The organism is Cupriavidus sp. FW305-26 (genome assembly GCF_058787975.1).
Genome location: NZ_JBYTAH010000004.1, coordinates 77,722 through 93,592 on the forward strand (window position 1 = coordinate 77,722; position 15,871 = coordinate 93,592).

The following is a 15,871-nucleotide window of genomic DNA, read 5'->3' on the forward strand; positions in this document are numbered from 1 at the left end:
CAATGAATTTTTCACTTCGCATTGCCGAGCCCCGCGACCTGCCGGGCATCGTCGCCATCTATAACAGCACCGTGCCCTCGCGCATGGTCACCGCCGATACCGAACCGGTCACCGTGGCCTCGCGCCAGGCCTGGTTCGATTCCCACCAGCCTGAACGCCGCCCGCTGTGGGTGTGCGAGGATGCCGACGGCCGCATGGCCGGCTGGATGAGCTTTTCAGACTTCTACGGCCGCCCGGCCTACGGCGCCACCGCCGAGGTGTCGATCTACCTGGACGCGCAGCGCCGCGGCCAGGGGCTGGGCCGCTACCTGCTGCAACAGGCCATCGACCATGCGCCCAGGGTCGGGGTGAACACGCTGCTCGGCTTTATCTTCGGCCACAATGCGCCCAGCCTGGGCCTGTTCGCGTCGCTGGGCTTTACGCGCTGGGGCGACCTGCCGCGCGTTGCCGTGCTCGACGGTGTCGAGCGCGACCTGATCATCGTCGGCCGCCGCGTGGACTGAGCCACCCGCCAACAGAGATTCCCCATGTTTGTCGATTCCCACTGCCATATCGATTTCCCCGAGTTGGCCGCGCGCCTGCCGGAACTGCTGGAGAACATGCGCGCCAACCAGGTCACGCATGCGCTGTGCATCTCGGTCACGCTGGAAGACTTCCCGCGCGTGCTGGCGCTGGCCGAGCAGCATCCCAACCTGTACGCCTCGGTCGGCGTGCACCCGGACTACGAAGAGGGCGAGGAACCCACGCTGGAGCGCCTGGTGGAGCTGTCCGCCCACCCGCGCGTGGTCGGCACCGGCGAGACCGGGCTGGACTACTACCGCCTGAACGGCCGCAGCATCGCCGACATGGAATGGCAGCGCGAGCGCTTCCGCACCCATATCCGCGCCGCGCGCCAGACCGGCAAGCCGCTGATCATCCATACCCGCTCGTCCGCCGACGACACGCTGCGCCTGATGCGCGAAGAGAACGCGCGCGAGGCCGGCGGCGTGATGCACTGCTTCACCGAGACCTGGGACGTCGCCCGCCAGGCGCTGGATGAGGGTTTCCATATCTCGTTCTCGGGCATCGTCACCTTCAAGAGCGCGGCCGACCTGCAGGAAACCGCGCGCAAGGTGCCGCTGGAGCGCATGCTGATCGAGACCGATTCGCCCTACCTGGCGCCGGTGCCATACCGCGGCAAGACCAACGAACCTGCCTGGGTGCGCCATGTGGGCGAGTTCATCGCGCAGCTGCGCGGGGTCCCTGTGGAACAGGTCGCGGAACAGACGACGGAAAATTTCTTCAAGCTATTCAAGCATATTGACAGGGAATCGCATGTTTGACATGAAGTTTGCCCGACGCGCTGCCGGCGCCCTTGCGCTGGCCGCCGCCACGCTGGCGCAGGCCGCGCCTGCCGACGACATGCGCAAGGCCGTCGAATTCGACGACGCCAACACCGTCAAGAAGCTGCTGGCCAAGGGCGTCGATCCCAATCTGGTGGACAGCCGCGGCAACCCGGCGCTGGTGCTGGCGCTGCGCGAGAAGTCGCTGAAGGCGGCCACGGTGCTGATCCGCGCCAAGGACATCGATTTCGACAAGGCCAACCCGGCCGGCGAGACCCCGCTGATGATGGCCGCGCTGCAGGGTGAGCTGGACATGGTCAAGCTGATGGTCGACGAGATGGAGGCCGAGATCAACAAGACCGGCTGGACCCCGCTGCACTATGCGGCCACCAATGGCCACAACGACGTAGTCAAGTACCTGGTCGACCATGCCGCCTATATCGACGCTGAAAGCCCCAACGGCACCACGCCGCTGATGATGGCCGCGCGCGGCGGCCATATCGAGACCGTCAAGCTGCTGCTGGACGAGGGCGCCGACATGCGCCTGAAGAACCAGCAGGGCATGACCGTGATCGACTTTGCCGAGCGCTACAACCAGGCAGAGATCGCCAAGGGCCTGAAGGCGCGCTGGCAGAAGCTGTACCCGCAGACGCCGATCGCGGCGGCGCCGCCGCTGAAGGCGCCCACCGGCGAGCCGGGCGGGCAGCGGCCCGCGGCGCAGCAGCCCAAGACCAAGGGCTGGTAAGCGCTGATGCCGGCGATGGCCGTCGGCGCACGCCTGCGCCAGTGGGCGCGCGGGCTCAAGGCGAGCCTGCTGATGCTGTGGTTCTGCAGCCGCCACCCCGGCACGCCGTGGAGCGCGCGGCTGCTGGCCGCGCTGGTGGTGGCCTATGCCTTCAGCCCGATCGACCTGATCCCCGATTTCATCCCGGTGCTGGGCTATGTCGATGACGTGCTGCTGGTGCCGCTGGGTATCTGGCTGACGCTGCGGATGATTCCGCCGGCGGTCAAGGATGAATGCCGCGGCCGGGCCCAGGCGTGGCAGGCCACGCATGCAAAACGGCCGCGCAATCGCGCGGCCGCCGTGGTCATCGTGCTGGTGTGGGTGTTGCTGGCCTGGCTGGCGTGGCGCTGGCTGGCGCCGGGCTAGACATCGTCCGCCAGCCGCACCCCGGTGAACTGCCAGCGCTGGTGCGGATAGAAGAAGTTGCGGTACGTCGCCCGGATATGCGATTCGGGCGTGACGCAAGACCCGCCGCGCAGCACCATCTGGCCGCTCATGAACTTGCCGTTGTACTCGCCCACCGCACCGCCGTTCGGGCGGAAGCCCGGATACGGCAGGAAGGCGCTGCCGGTCCATTCCCACACATCGCCGAACATCTGGCGCAGCACGCCCGAGGTGTTCTGCCGGTCCGGCAACGGCCGCAGCGCGCGGCCTTCAACAAAATTCCCGGTGGCCGGCAGGCTGCGCGCCGCGTGCTCCCATTCGGCCTCGGTCGGCAGCCGGCGTTCGGCCCAGCGCGCGAATGCCTCGGCCTCATAGAAGCTGACGTGGGTGACGGGGCTGTCCGGGTCGACCGGATGCATCCCGCGCAGCGTCATCTGCCACCACGTGCCTTCGCGTTCTTCCCAGTAGAGCGGGGCCAGGATGCCTTGCTCGCACACCCAGCGCCAGCCGTCGGACAACCACAGCCCCGCCGTTTGGTAGCCGCCATCCTCGATGAATTCAAACCATTGCCGGTTGCTGACCGGGTGCGAGCACAGCGTGAACGGTGCCAGGTAGGCCTTGTGCCGCGGGCTTTCACAGTCAAAGGCAAAGGTCTCGCCGCGGTGGCCGATCTCCACCAGGCCGCCGTCAAAGCCGATCCAGTCCGGCGCGGGCCGAGGGTCGGCGATCACCGGCTCGGGCAGTTCCGGGGCAAAGGCGGGGCGCAGCGGGTTCTGCGCGAACAGATGCAGGATGTCGGCCAGCAGCAGTTCCTGGTGCTGCTGTTCATGCTGCAGGCCAAGCATGATCAGCGCTGCCTCGTCATCGGTCTGGGCGCTGCCCAGCAGCGTCAGCATCGATTCGTCCACGGCCTCGCGGTAGGCCAGCACCTCGTCCAGCGAGGGGCGGGTCAGCAGCCCGCGCTGCGGCCGCGGGTGGCGCGGTCCGACCGCTTCGTAGTACGAGTTGAAGAGGTAGCGGTAGTCCGGGTCCACCAGCTCGTAGTCCGGGATCCGCGCAGCCAGCACGAATTCCTCGAAGAACCATGTGGTGTGCGCCAGGTGCCATTTTGCCGGGCTGGCGTCGTCCATGGACTGCACGGTGGCATCGGCATCGGACAGGTCGGCCACCAGGGTCTCGGTGGCCGTGCGTACGTGGCGATACTGTGAAAGCAGGGCGGGTTCGTGCGGCGGATGGAGGGCGGCGGCTGGCAACAGGGCTGAAGTCATGCGGGCTCCCGGGAGTGGATCGGTCGATGACTGCAGGCGGCACGACAGCCGCGGGCAAATAGCCGGGGCCGGCGCGCCGCCCATGGCACGCGGGGCGCCATAGCGCCCCGATCCATCATAGACCCGATCCGTCCGCGGGGCGAGCCGGCGCCGTCCTGCAGCGCCGGCCGTCCACAGGACTTCAGGCGGCCAGGCGGCTGGCGTCGTTCAGCGCCGCGATTTCGGTGCGGGCGCTGGCCAGGCCGGCTTCGCGGAACTGCGGACCCATGGCCAGGCCGTGGGCACGCACGTAGGTGATGTCGGTGATGCCCAGGAAGCGGAACACGATGTCGACGGTCTTTTCGTGCAGGTCCAGTTCATTGGCATCCTGGCGCACGCCGCCGCGCGACGACACCACGATCACGCGCTTGCCGCCGGCCAGGCCCACCGGGCCGTTCTCGGTGTACTTGAAGGTGCGGCCAGCCTGCGCGATGCGGTCGATCCAGGCCTTGAGCTGGCTGGGGATGCTGAAGTTGTACTGAGGCACGCCCACCACCAGCACGTCGGCGGCCAGGAATTCGGCCAGCCATTGCTCGGTGCGCTGCAGCTCGGCTTCCTGGATGGCGCTCAGGCCTTCCTTCGGGCCGCCCAGCACGGGCAGCAGGTTGCCGGACAGGTGCGCCGGAGCGTCCTGGTCCAGATCGCGCACGGTGACCTTGGCGTCCGGGGTGGCGGCGACCAGGTCGGCCACCACGCTGGCGGTCAGGCTGCGCGAAACGGAGTTGTCGCCAAGTACGCTGGAATCGATCTGCAGGATGTTCATGTCTATCTCCACAAGGTGTGCGGTTGCGATGGATGAAAGATAGCGGCTGGCCATTGGTATCGGTAGTGAGGCAAAATGCAAATGATTGTTCTGCCGGCGCAACGCCAGCCTGGCGGCCGCACGTGATCCCGGAGCCATCCATGCAAGACCTCAACGACTTGTCCCTGTTTGCCCAGGTGGTCGAACACGGCAGTTTTTCCGCGGCCAGCCGCGCCTCAGGCGTGCCCAAGTCGCGCCTGAGCCGGCGCATCGCCCAGCTGGAACGCGACCTGGGCGTGCAGCTGCTGCGCCGCACGACACGGCAGGTGCGCGTTACGCCGCTTGGCGAATCCTTCTACGAACGCTGCCGCGCCATGCTCAATGAGGCCAAGGCGGCCCGCGAGGTCATCGAGCAGGCGCGCGAGCAGCCTGGCGGCACGCTGCGCGTGAGCTGCCCGATCGCCATCGCCCAGATCCTGCTGGCGCCGGCCATCGGCCATTTCATGCGCGCCAACCCGGCCGTGCGGATCGAGCTGGAGACCACCAACCGGCGCGTGGACGTGATCGGCGAAGGCTTCGACCTGGCCCTGCGCGTGCGCGAGTCCATGGAGGACTCCAGCCTGGCCGTGCGCACCTTCGGTGAAAGCCAGCTGATGCTGGTGGCCAGCCCCGCGCTGCTGGACAGCATCGGCCGCCCGCGCACACCGCAGGCGCTGGACGGCATGCCCGGCGTGGGCCAGCCGCCGCACGACGGCAAGCATGTCTGGACCCTGCGCTGCAAGACCAACGACTCGATCCAGATTGCCTATGAACCGCGCCTGGTCACCGAAGACTTCGTGCTGCTGCGCGAGGCGGCGATCGCCGGCGCGGGCGTGGCCATGCTGCCGCGGATGTATTGCCGCGATGCGCTGGAAAGCGGCGAGCTGGAACTGGTGTTGCCGCAGTACGACATGCCGGTCGGCACGCTGCACGCGGTGTTCCCCTCCCGCAAGGGCGTGACGCCTGCCACCCGGCGCTTTCTCGACTTCCTGGGCGAGGTCCTGCCCGAATGCGCATACAAGGTCGGCATGCTTGAGCCGCGGCAGCCAGCGATGCACCGGGTGGTGTAGCGCAGGCCTTCCGGATACGGCATGGCGGGATTGGCGAGGTGGTGTGCCGGTCGCATCCCGGCCACCAGGCAGTCTCGTATTTGCGGCTTTACCTTCACGCCGCCTCGCACTAAGGTACAGGGGGCGAACCTTGCGCGTGAGGGTAAAGGCGCTTGGCTTCGACAACCAACTCGACAGACAACGGCAAGGAGAACGGCCATGGGTGGCTCTCAGGGTTCCCAGGACTTGGGCAAGGCGCTGCTGCGCATCGTGCTTGGCGTGTTGATCCTGATGCACGGCATCGCCAAGCTGACCGGTGCGTCCGGCATGGGCTTTGTGGGGAAGGTGGTCGCCGACGCCGGCTTGCCGGCATGGCTGGCCTACGGCGTCTACATTGGGGAAGTCGTGGCCCCGATCCTGCTGATCATCGGGCTGTGGAGCCGGCTGGCGGCGCTGATCGTTGCCATCAACATGGTATTTGCGGTGGCGCTGGTGCATACCAAGCAGCTCGGCATGCTGTCCGATACCGGCGGCTGGGCGCTTGAGTTGCAGGGGATGTTCCTGGCCGCGGCGCTGGCGGTGGCCCTGCTGGGGGCGGGCCGGTTCAGCGTGGGCGGCATCAATGGCAAGCTGAACTAGTGCCCTGTTCCGCAAATACCTTGCCATGAAATCGCCCAGTTGGCCGCCATGCGTCGTTGCTCGTCGTTGCCATAGCTACGGCTATGGCGCCTCCTCGCGTTTAGCCTGACGACCAACTGGACGATTTCATTTTGGCAAGCCATCTGCGGAACAGGACACTAGCCCATCGGGTCAGATGGCGTACGGTGCGCCGGCGTTCCGGCGCCGGTGGCGCTTGCGCGTGGCTGCATGTGCGCGCTGCCGCGGACATCATGGAGATGTATCGTGAAACCCTTCCGGCAGCTCTTTCCCGTCGTGGCCGCGGCGCTGGTCCTGTCAGGCTGCGCCAGCGTGCCCGACATCAAGACTGACTACAATCGCAGCACTGACTTCAGTGCCTACCGCAGCTTTGGCTTCGTCGAGCATCTCGGCACCGACCGCCAGGGCTATGAAAGCCTGACCACCCAGTACTTCAAGTCTGCCGTGCAGCGGGAACTGACCGCGCGCGGCTACCGCTATACGGCGCAGTCGCCGGACTTGCTGGTCAACTTCAATGCCCGGCTGCAGGAGAAGGTCCAGGTCAGCCCGGCGCCGACGCCGATGATGGGGTATTACGGTTATCGCGGCGGGCTGTATGCGCCGTGGCCGGGCTACGGCTTCTATAACGACGTCTATACCTACACCGAAGGCACGGTCAACATCGACCTGGTCGACCGGCGCCAGATGAAGCTGGTCTGGGAAGGCGTGGCGGTGGGCAGCGTGGACACCAGCGACAAGGCCAGCGCCCAGCAGCGCATCGACAAGACCGTGGCGCAGATCTTTGCCAAGTATCCGTTCCGGGCCGCGCAGTAGGGCCAGCTCACGCCGCCGGCGTGACTGCCGCCCGGTCGATGGCATCCGCGACGAAGACCTCGGCCGGCTTGGGCGCGGACCACAGGTAGCCCTGGCCCAGCGGGCAGCGCAGCGCCAGCAGCGCTGCGCGCTGGGCGTCGGTCTCGACGCCTTCGGCCACGCACTCCAGGCCCAGCTCGCGCGCCAGGTTGATCATGTTGCGGCAGATCGCGGCACGCTGGCCATGCCCGTCGACCTCGACAACGAACGAGCGGTCGAGCTTCAACTGCGTGAAAGGCAGGTCCGCCAGCAGCCTGAGCGTGGCGATGCCAACGCCGAAATCGTCGATCGCCACGCCGTAGCCGAGCAGCCGCAAGCGGTTCAGCGCGACCGACAGCGCCAGCGTATCGGGCACCGGATAGCCCTCGGTCAATTCCACCGTCAGCGCGTGCCGCGGCACGCCGCTGGCGGTCACCAGGGCATCGAACGTCTCCAGCACACCGGGCCGGCACAGGGTTTGCGCCGAGGCATTGATGCCCAGCGTGATGTGGATGCCCGCCGCGCGCAGCCGCTGCTGCGCTGCCAGGCACTGGCGGGCCACGAAGAAGAACACCGGGTCGGCCGCGTCGAGCGCTTCGAGCCGTGGGATAAAGAGGTCGGGCTGCACCAGACCGTGTTCGGGATGGCGCCAGCGCACCAGTGCCTCGGCACCGGCCAGCCGGCCGCTGGCAATCTCGTGCTGGGGCTGCAGCATGACCAGCAGGTCCGTGCCCGAGCGGGTGGCGGGGACCAGTTCTGCGTCGTCGGGCGACCACGCCGGCGTGGTGGATTCGCTAACAGGCTGGCGCACCAGCGCATCGGCCAGGATCTCTTCCACCGCATCGCGCGACAGCGGCTTGCGCAGCGCGTGCACGCGCGGGATGCCGGCGGCGTGCGCCAGGCCGCGGTTTGAATCCAGGATGTCCTCCGCCAGCGCCGTCACCCAGACCCATACCGGCGCCGTCCCGGCAAAGGCATGCTGCCCGCGCCGGTGCAGTTCGGCAATCAGCTCGGGGCCGTTGCCGCCAGGCATTTCGATGTCGCAGAACACGATGTCGAACGGTTGGCGTGCAAGGATCTCGGCCGCCTGCGTGCCGTTTTCAGCTGAAACCAGGGTCCGCACGCCCAGATACCGCAGCAGCCCCTCGGCCGCGACGCGCTGGAACGGATGGTCTTCGACGACAAGAATGCGCAGCCTGGCGTAGCGGATCGGCATGGGGGAGGGGAAGGCGGCGGGCCGCCGGAGTGCAATTCGATTGGGGGTTGCCGCATGGTAGCGCGGCGCCGCTGCGCCAACCACCGGATGGCGCAAAGTCTGGCGCCGCTGGCATGCGGAATCGCACAGGGGATCGTTGCGCAATCGCCCCGGAAACGCGCTGCGTTACGAATATTTGCGCTTTCCGATTCAATCGCCGCCTGCCATAACCGCTACAATCGCTGCCCGTAGTTTTGAACATGGCATGTCGATAATGGGTTTTGGCTGGTTCGGATTTTCGACTTTCTGGATAGTGCCGCTGGTCTGGCGGCTGGTGACGCGCTGGCTCGCCGGCGAGCGCCGGCTGGCAGGGCCCGGCTCATTGCGCGTCTGGCTCGGCACGCTCGCCGTGCTGTGCGCGAGCGCCTGCCTGGAAGCGCTGACCAGCGGCACCGATCCGGAATCGAGCGCTGGCGGTTCGGCCGGCCGCGCGCTGGCCGGCATGATGGGCAACCTGTTCGGCTGGACCGGTGCCTTGCTGTTGATGCTGGGCGTGCTGGCGCTGGCCGCGCCGATGGTGTTCGGTGAAACCTGGCGCAGCCTGTTCTCGCGCAAGCCGCGCCGCGCCGCCGCGCCTGACGCGGCGCCGGAAGAGCCGCCGGTTTCCTTTGCTGCCACCCAGCCGATGCGCGACGCAGAGCGCCGCGATGCGCCGGCGGCAGGCACCCCCGGCTGGACCGCGCCCGCCACGCGCCATCGCAGCTTTGAGGCGGTCTCGGCGCGCCGCCAGCCCGCCTGGCAACCGCCGCGCCGCACGCGTGAATCCCCGCCGCAGCCGGGCGAGATCTGGCTGCACCACGCCGAGTCGCCGGGCGCGGTCAAGCCGGCGCGCGCCGCGCCGCCCGCACCCGTGGCGGCGGCACCGGCGCCGCGTCCGGCCCAGCCGGCGGCGCGCAGGCCGGCCCCGACGGCAGCCCCTTCACCGGCTCCGGCGCCGCGGCCGGCGCAGTCCCTGCGCGGCACGGTCGTCAGCAGCCCGTTCCGCCAGCCGCAGCCGCTGGTGCGTTCGGCGATTACGACGCTGCCCGAGGCTTCCGGCAAGAGCATCGCCGCGGCCGCTGCTTCAGTCACCGTAGCTGCCGCCGTATCCGCGCCGGCCGAAGCCGAAGCCGAAGCCGCCGCCGCTGCGCCGGCGCCCACTGGCGCCACGCAAGCCGTGGCCGCTCCCGCGCAGCCGGTTACCAGCCCGGAACCTGAGGTAGTGGCAGTGCCCGAAGCGCCTGCCATGGAACCAGTGTCCGCAGGCACCGATATCGTTGGCGATATTGCGCCGGAAGCCGTGCCGGCCGAAGCCGACGAAGCCACGCTTGCAGCGATCCGGCAGGAAGCCCTTGACCTGCTGGCCGAGTTGCAGGCGCTGGCCGGCAAGCCGGTAGTGCCGCAAGCGGCTGCGCCGCAACCGCAACAACTGGACGCGGCTGTGCCGGATTCGGCGCCGGACATCGCCGGCGACGCAGAACCGCAAGCACTGGCTACCGTCACCCTGCCAGCCGAAGCCGAAGCCGAAGCCGAAGCGAGGAGCGGAGATCACGTCGTTGTCATTGGGGAACCCGAAGCGCTGGCAGCAGCCGGGCCCGCACTGGATATCACCGGCGCCGAGGCAGTAGCCCAGGCCGTGGCAAGCTCCGCGATGGAAGAGGGCAGCGCTCTCGATGCCAGCACCCCGGCACCCGCGGAGGACAGCGAACCGGACGGATTGATGGACGGCAACGGCCTGATCGCCGAGGAGGCGGAACCCGATGCGGCCGAGCCTGCCGAGGCAGCAGCACTGCCTGAAGCGACCGAGGCCCCGGAAGTCCCTGAGCCCGCTGAGGCGCCTGCACTGAACCAGGCGCCGGTCCCGGCCGCCAAGCCGCGCATCGTGCTGCCCGCCGTGGTCGGCCGCACCGTGCCGCTGGCTGCCGCCCAGCCTGCGCCCGTGCCGGTGCCGGTCGCGCCGCCGCCGCGCCCCATCGTTGACTACCGCCTGCCACCGGCCGACCTGCTGGAGACCGGCGTCGACAGCGCCGAACAGGTGTCGGAAGAACGCCTGCGCGAAACCGGCGAGCTGATCGCCCAGCGGCTGGCCGAATTCAAGGTGCCCGTTGCCGTGGTCGGCGCCGGCGCCGGCCCGGTGATCACCCGCTTCGAGGTCGAGCCCGCCATGGGCGTGCGCGGCGCCCAGGTGGTCGGGCTGATGAAGGACCTGGCGCGCGCGCTGGGCGTGACCTCGATCCGCGTGGTCGAGACCATTCCCGGCAAGACCTGCATGGGGCTGGAGCTGCCCAATGCGCGCCGGCAGATGATCCGGCTGTCGGAGATCGTCAACGCGGCCTCGTTCCAGGCGCACCATTCGCGGCTGGTGCTGGCCATGGGCAAGGACATCACCGGCAATCCGGTGGTGACCGACCTGGCCCGCGCACCGCACCTGCTGGTGGCCGGCACCACCGGCTCGGGCAAGTCGGTGGCGGTCAACGCCATGATCCTGTCGATGCTGTACAAGGCCACGCCCGAAGATGTGCGCCTGATCATGATCGACCCCAAGATGCTGGAACTGTCGGTGTATGAGGGCATCCCCCACCTGCTGGCGCCGGTGGTCACCGACATGAAGCAGGCCGCGCACGCGCTCAACTGGTGCGTCGGCGAGATGGAAAAGCGCTACAAGCTGATGTCGGCTCTGGGCGTGCGCAACCTGGCCGGCTACAACCAGAAGATCCGCGCCGCGGAGGCCGCCGAGCGCAAAGTGCCGAACCCGTTCTCGCTGACGCCGGACGCGCCCGAGCCGCTGTCGCGCCTGCCGATGATCGTGGTGGTGATCGACGAACTGGCCGACCTGATGATGGTCGCCGGCAAGAAGATCGAGGAACTGATCGCGCGCCTGGCGCAGAAGGCGCGCGCCGCCGGCATCCACCTGATCCTGGCCACGCAGCGCCCCTCGGTGGACGTGATCACCGGCCTGATCAAGGCCAATATCCCGACGCGCGTGGCGTTCCAGGTCTCGTCCAAGATCGATTCGCGCACCATCCTTGACCAGATGGGCGCCGAGAGCCTGCTCGGCCAGGGCGACATGCTGTTCCTGCCGCCTGGCACCGGCTATCCGCAGCGCGTGCATGGCGCTTTTGTTGCCGACGACGAAGTGCACCGCGTGGTGGAACACTGGAAGCAGTTCGGCGAGCCGGACTACGATGAAACCATCCTTGCCGGCGACCCGGCCGAGGCCGGCAGCACCGACCTGTTCGGCGACAGCGGCGGCGACGGCGAGGCCGACCCGCTCTACGACGAAGCCGCCAGCTTTGTGCTGACCAGCCGCCGCGCCTCGATCTCCGCCGTGCAGCGCCAGCTGCGCATCGGCTACAACCGCGCGGCACGCCTGATCGAGCAGATGGAGGTGGCCGGATTGGTGTCGCCGATGGGCCGCAACGGCGCGCGCGACGTACTGGCGCCGGGGCCGGGTAACTGACCGGGGTCGGCAACCACGACTTCCCTTCCAGGAGGCAGCATGCAGCCTGAACACGGAAACCTGCTGGCGGACGTCCCGGCCGGCGCGGCGCAGGAACTTTTCCAGCCGCTGCTGGAACGGCCCGGGCTGCGGATCGAGCGCATCGTCTCCAACGGGCAGGCCAGTCCTGAGGGCTTCTGGTACGACAGCGCAGAGGCGGAATGGGTGCTGCTGGTCAGCGGCAGCGCCGCCATCGAGATCGAAGGCCAGTCCGGCTTGTATCCCATGAAGCCGGGGGATTGGCTGCATCTTCCGGCCCACTGCCGCCACCGGGTGGCGTGGACCGATGCCAGCCAGCCCAGTGTCTGGCTGGCGGTGCATCACAGCGCGGGCTGAGCGCCCGCGCGCATTGCGGCTGGCGCCTGACGGCTTACTCCCCGGATTGCTCCGGAAACACCGGCTCGCCCAGGTTCAGCATCAGCCGGTTCGCCCAGGCAAAGATGGCGATCGAGTGGATCAGGTCCAGGATTTCCGCATCCGTGACGCCCGCTTCCCGCAACGGCTTGAGCTGCTCGGCAGTGACTTCGGCGGGCCGCTCGGTCAGTTCGATCGAGAACTTCGCGATTGCCTGTTCGCGCGCAGTCGTGCCGGCGGTATGGGGATCGTCGAACACCTGGCGGATCACGTCGTTGCGCTTGGCCAGTTGTTCGAAGCGCTGCGCATGCACCGATGCGCAGTAGACGCAGCCATTGATGCGCGATACCACCGTGGTGGAGAGCTCGCGTTCGGCACGCGGCATGCCGCCGGGGGCGTACATGATGGCGTTGAAGGCGGTGGAGCGCTGGCGCAGGATTTCGGGCTGGTGCACCAGGAAGCGGTAGTAATCCTGGACCTTGGCCTTGGGGTGGCTCTCTTCGAGTACGGCGACCTGCTCGGGCGTGGCCTGGTCGAGTTCGACCACGTCCAGCCAGGCCTTCCAGTCGAGGACTTCATTGGTGAAGCCGTGGGATTTGATGATCTCGCTCATGCCTGGGCTCCTGCGGCGTTGTCGTTCAGTGCTTTCAGCGCATCCAAGCCGGCCACCAGCCGGACCTGGTACGACAGGAAGGCGATCAGCTGCGCCAGCGTGACCACTGCCGGGGTGCTCAGGCCGGCGGCGGGCAGGGCCTGCAGCGCGGCCTTGTCGCCCTCAACGGGCTTTTCGATCAGCTTGCGGGTGAACTCCAGCATGGCGTGCAGGCGCGTGTCGGCAATATCCTCCGGCTGGCCTTCGGCCGCGGCGCGGACCTGGCTGACATCTGCGCCGGCCTGCTCAAGGCGCGCGCGATAGTGTGCCGCCAGCGCCGTCGACGGCGTCAGGCGTGCCGCGTACAACGCAACCAGCAGGCGCTCTGCCAGCGACAGGCCAGGCAGGGCGGGGTCGAACAGGGCGTCGTAGCTGCCTTGCGTGGCGGCCACGACCTTGTTGCGCTGGTGGCGCAGCGCGTGTGTCGCGCTACCCGGCGCGAGGCCGGTGAGCTGGTCGATCAGGTCGACCGTGGAAGTCGGGGGCTGGGTCATCGGACTCTCCAGGTTCAGGTCGGGGTGGGATTCAGGCCTTGGCTGCGCGCAGCGCCGGCGGCGGGGCCGGCACCCATTCGTCGCCGAAGACTTCGGGTTCGGCATAGGCCTGCAGCGCGGCGTAGTGCAGCTCAACGTCTTCCCGGTACAGCAGCGCGGCAATGCCCTGGCCGAGCCGGCGTGCGCCGTCGCTGATCGCCGGGATGTCGCCGGACACGGTGCCGTGCGACAGCGCCGCCGGATAGCAGAAGCAGTGGATGCGCGTGACGCCGGGGCAGGCGCCGGGCGTTTTCTCCTGGAATTCGAAGGCTGCGCCGAGATCGGGAGAGTCGGACAGCTCGCGGTCTTCCTGGCCCGCGGGCGGCGCATGGCGGTCGCGCCAGAAGCGGATATGCGGGGCGAAGGCGGCGAACTCCGGCCGTGTTTCCAGCGCGATGCGGAAGCCCGTCGAGAAGATCAGGAAGTCCAGCTCGAACGTGCCCTGCGGTGTCTGCACGTGCAGGACATCGCCTTGCGCCTCGATCGCTTCCAGCGCTGCGCCCAGGTTGAAGTAGGCATTGGCATGGCGCGACACGCGCAGCGTGCTGCCGCGCGGCGGCGGCACCTGCTGGGTGTTGATGTAATGGCGCAGCCGCCATTTCCAGGCATCGGGCAGCCCGTAGTGGCCGAAGGTCAGGCCAGGGTTGCCGGCGCCCTTGCTCTTGTTGACGCGCGGAATGTCCGGGCGGCGGATCAGCATTTCGACGCTGGCGGCGCCCGCCTCCAGCGCGGTCGCGGCGCTGTCCATGCCCGAGGCGCCTGCGCCGACCACGCCCACGCGCTTGCCGCGCAGCTTGGCGTAGTCCATCTCGTCCGACGAGTGCGCCCACAGGTGGCGCGGCAGCGTGTCCGCGACCGGCGGCACGTAGGCACCGCCCAGGCCGTCACGGCCGGTGGCCAGCACCACGCGGCGCGCCAGCACGGTGTGCGGGCCGTCCGGGGTCTGCATCGACAGCGCCACCAGGCCGTCCGCGCGCGGCACGATGGCATCGACCTGGTGCTGGTTGCGGATATCCAGCGCCAGCACCTGGCGGTACCAGCGCAGGTAGTCCATCCATTGCAGGCGCGGGATCTTGTCCAGCGTTTGCCAGGCGGCCTCGCCGAACTGCGCCTCGAACCAGGCGCGGAAGGTCAGGGCCGGCAGGCCCAGCGCGGGGCCGGTCAGCTGCTTGGGCGAGCGCAGCGTCTCCATGCGCGCGGTGGTGGCCCACGGGCCTTCGAAGCCCGCCGGGGCGCGGTCAAAGGCGCGCACGCGGATGCCCAGGTGCGTCAGCGTGGCGCAGGCTGCGAGTCCCGCCATGCCGCCGCCGATGACGGCGACGTCGAGCACGTCCTGGCCATCGTGGCTGCGCGGCATGGTCCAGGCCTTGGCGGGCAGGTCCAGCCAGGACAGGTCCTGGCGCAGGCGCGCTTCAAGCGCGGCCAGGCCGGCGGCGGGGGTAAGGGCGGGGGCGGATAGGTCAGTCATGGCTTGGAAGTCCGGCATCTTGCGTGAGCGTGTCAGCGTCGTCGCTGGCATCGCCATAGAGCGATTGCAGCAGCGCGCCGTGTTCGGCGGGATCGCGCCGCACCAGGTCGGGCAACAGCGCGGCGGCGGCGTCGGCCACGGCCTGCACCAGCCCCAGCACCGCCGTGCTGGCCGGGCGGGCCTGTGGCGTGATCACGCCGAAGTAGAAAGGGATATCGGCATCGATGGGCCGCACGGCGATATCGGCCAGCGGCAGGCCGCGGGCGGTCACCGGCTCCAGCACGGCGATGCCCAGCCCGGCGCGCACCAGGGTCAGCGCGCTGATCGAGGTGTTGGTGTCGATCACGCCCGCTTCGGGCACGCCGGCGCCAGCCAGGGCCCGGTCGACGCGGCGGCGCAGCCGGTACGGGTTCTGCATGGTCACGATGCGGCGCCCGCGGCAGTCCTGCAGCGCGATCGCAGGCTGTGCGGCCAGTGCGTCGTCGGCACGCACGGCTGCGACGCACGCGGACTGGCCGATCCAGTGCACGGTCACGCCGCGGTGTTCCAGCGGCAGGCTGTTCAGGCCGATGTCGGCGGCGCCGGTCAGCACCGCGTGCACCACCTGTTCGGGCGACACACTCTGCACCGCGACGCGTTCCGGCGCGCACAGCCCGCGCTCAAAGGCCAGCGCCAGCGCCGGCGGCAGCAGGCCGGCCGCCAGCGCCGGGGTCGCGGCAATGCGCAGGGGCCGGCCATCGCCGCGCGCCAGCGCCGCGGCGCGGGTGCGGATCTGCTGCATGCCGGCCAGCGTCTGCTCGACTTCGTCATAGAGCAGGAAGCCTTGCTCGGTCGGGCTGACGCGCGGGCCGCTGCGGGTGAACAGGGCAAAGCCCAGCTCGGCCTCCAGCTCCTGGATCAGCCGCGTGATGGCCGGCTGCGAGCGGCCGAGCAGGCGCCCGGCGGCGGTGACGCTGCCGGTGGTGACGACTGCGGCGAAGGCTTCCAGTTGCCGGATTTCCATGGCGGGCCGGGTC

General features: G+C 68.9%; 16 protein-coding genes. 9 read left to right on the plus strand and 7 right to left on the minus strand.

What is annotated here, in order from left to right; all coding sequences use genetic code 11:
• Nucleotides 1-2: 2 nt before the first annotated feature.
• The 4 genes from AC3WQZ_RS04450 to AC3WQZ_RS04465 are packed head-to-tail and all read left to right on the plus strand — an operon-like array spanning nt 3 to nt 2,472.
• Complete coding sequence (locus tag AC3WQZ_RS04450; protein WP_011615155.1) at nt 3-503, plus strand: GNAT family N-acetyltransferase; 501 nt, start codon at nt 3-5, stop codon at nt 501-503.
• Nucleotides 504-527: 24 nt separating this feature from the next.
• Nucleotides 528-1,322, plus strand: a complete 795-nt coding sequence (locus AC3WQZ_RS04455; RefSeq protein WP_010809999.1) for a TatD family hydrolase — start codon at nt 528-530, stop codon at nt 1,320-1,322.
• A complete protein-coding gene (locus AC3WQZ_RS04460; RefSeq protein ID WP_010809998.1) occupies nt 1,315-2,067 on the plus strand; it encodes an ankyrin repeat domain-containing protein in 753 nt (250 codons plus the stop codon). Before AC3WQZ_RS04455 ends, AC3WQZ_RS04460 begins: the two co-directional genes overlap by 8 nt.
• Nucleotides 2,068-2,082: 15 nt before the next feature.
• On the plus strand, nt 2,083-2,472 hold the full coding sequence (locus AC3WQZ_RS04465) for a YkvA family protein (protein ID WP_041687712.1): 390 nt from the start codon (nt 2,083-2,085) through the stop codon (nt 2,470-2,472).
• On the opposite strand, the gene egtB is transcribed toward AC3WQZ_RS04465, so the two are convergent.
• The gene (egtB, locus tag AC3WQZ_RS04470; RefSeq protein ID WP_010809996.1) at nt 2,469-3,758 is read right to left on the minus strand and encodes an ergothioneine biosynthesis protein EgtB; all 1,290 of its coding nucleotides are present in this window, start codon (nt 3,756-3,758) and stop codon (nt 2,469-2,471) included. The genes AC3WQZ_RS04465 and egtB overlap by 4 nt on opposite strands.
• 181 nt (nt 3,759-3,939) lie before the next feature.
• A complete protein-coding gene (locus AC3WQZ_RS04475) occupies nt 3,940-4,560 on the minus strand; it encodes an FMN-dependent NADH-azoreductase (RefSeq protein ID WP_010809995.1) in 621 nt (206 codons plus the stop codon).
• 140 nt (nt 4,561-4,700) lie between these two features.
• On the opposite strand from AC3WQZ_RS04475, the gene AC3WQZ_RS04480 reads away from it, so the two are divergent.
• The 3 genes from AC3WQZ_RS04480 to AC3WQZ_RS04490 all read left to right on the plus strand — a co-directional run bounded on the left by AC3WQZ_RS04480 (nt 4,701) and on the right by AC3WQZ_RS04490 (nt 7,097).
• Nucleotides 4,701-5,648 carry a LysR family transcriptional regulator gene (locus AC3WQZ_RS04480; protein WP_010809994.1) on the plus strand — a complete coding sequence of 316 codons (948 nt, stop codon included), beginning with the start codon at nt 4,701-4,703 and terminating at the stop codon, nt 5,646-5,648.
• A gap of 198 nt (nt 5,649-5,846) precedes the next feature.
• On the plus strand, nt 5,847-6,266 hold the full coding sequence (locus AC3WQZ_RS04485) for a DoxX family protein (protein WP_010809993.1): 420 nt from the start codon (nt 5,847-5,849) through the stop codon (nt 6,264-6,266).
• 264 nt (nt 6,267-6,530) lie between these two features.
• Nucleotides 6,531-7,097 carry a DUF4136 domain-containing protein gene (locus tag AC3WQZ_RS04490; protein WP_492300083.1) on the plus strand — a complete coding sequence of 189 codons (567 nt, stop codon included), beginning with the start codon at nt 6,531-6,533 and terminating at the stop codon, nt 7,095-7,097.
• 7 nt (nt 7,098-7,104) lie between these two features.
• Here the strand turns inward: AC3WQZ_RS04490 and AC3WQZ_RS04495 are convergent, their stop codons facing one another.
• Nucleotides 7,105-8,331: an EAL domain-containing response regulator gene (locus AC3WQZ_RS04495; protein WP_492300085.1), complete on the minus strand. Its 1,227-nt coding sequence runs from the start codon at nt 8,329-8,331 to the stop codon at nt 7,105-7,107.
• 253 nt (nt 8,332-8,584) lie between these two features.
• On the opposite strand from AC3WQZ_RS04495, the gene AC3WQZ_RS04500 reads away from it, so the two are divergent.
• Both AC3WQZ_RS04500 and AC3WQZ_RS04505 read left to right on the plus strand, forming a co-directional pair.
• Nucleotides 8,585-11,809, plus strand: coding sequence for a DNA translocase FtsK 4TM domain-containing protein (locus AC3WQZ_RS04500; protein WP_492300125.1), 3,225 nt, complete (start codon nt 8,585-8,587; stop codon nt 11,807-11,809).
• A 39-nt stretch (nt 11,810-11,848) separates the two neighbouring features.
• Entirely contained in the window at nt 11,849-12,184 is a 336-nt protein-coding gene (locus AC3WQZ_RS04505) for a cupin domain-containing protein (protein ID WP_010811545.1), read from the plus strand.
• A gap of 34 nt (nt 12,185-12,218) precedes the next feature.
• Here AC3WQZ_RS04505 and AC3WQZ_RS04510 read toward each other — a convergent pair whose 3' ends face one another.
• From AC3WQZ_RS04510 to AC3WQZ_RS04525, 4 genes are read right to left on the minus strand one after another with little or no spacing between them, the layout of a single operon-like run.
• Nucleotides 12,219-12,815, minus strand: coding sequence for a peroxidase-related enzyme (locus AC3WQZ_RS04510; RefSeq protein ID WP_010811546.1), 597 nt, complete (start codon nt 12,813-12,815; stop codon nt 12,219-12,221).
• The gene (locus AC3WQZ_RS04515; protein WP_010811547.1) at nt 12,812-13,348 is read right to left on the minus strand and encodes a CMD domain protein; all 537 of its coding nucleotides are present in this window, start codon (nt 13,346-13,348) and stop codon (nt 12,812-12,814) included. Before AC3WQZ_RS04515 ends, AC3WQZ_RS04510 begins: the two co-directional genes overlap by 4 nt.
• Before the next feature lie 31 nt (nt 13,349-13,379).
• Nucleotides 13,380-14,855, minus strand: a complete 1,476-nt coding sequence (locus AC3WQZ_RS04520; RefSeq protein ID WP_058697297.1) for an FAD-dependent oxidoreductase — start codon at nt 14,853-14,855, stop codon at nt 13,380-13,382.
• Entirely contained in the window at nt 14,848-15,858 is a 1,011-nt protein-coding gene (locus AC3WQZ_RS04525; protein ID WP_011615164.1) for a LysR family transcriptional regulator, read from the minus strand. Before AC3WQZ_RS04525 ends, AC3WQZ_RS04520 begins: the two co-directional genes overlap by 8 nt.
• Nucleotides 15,859-15,871: the final 13 nt, after the last annotated feature.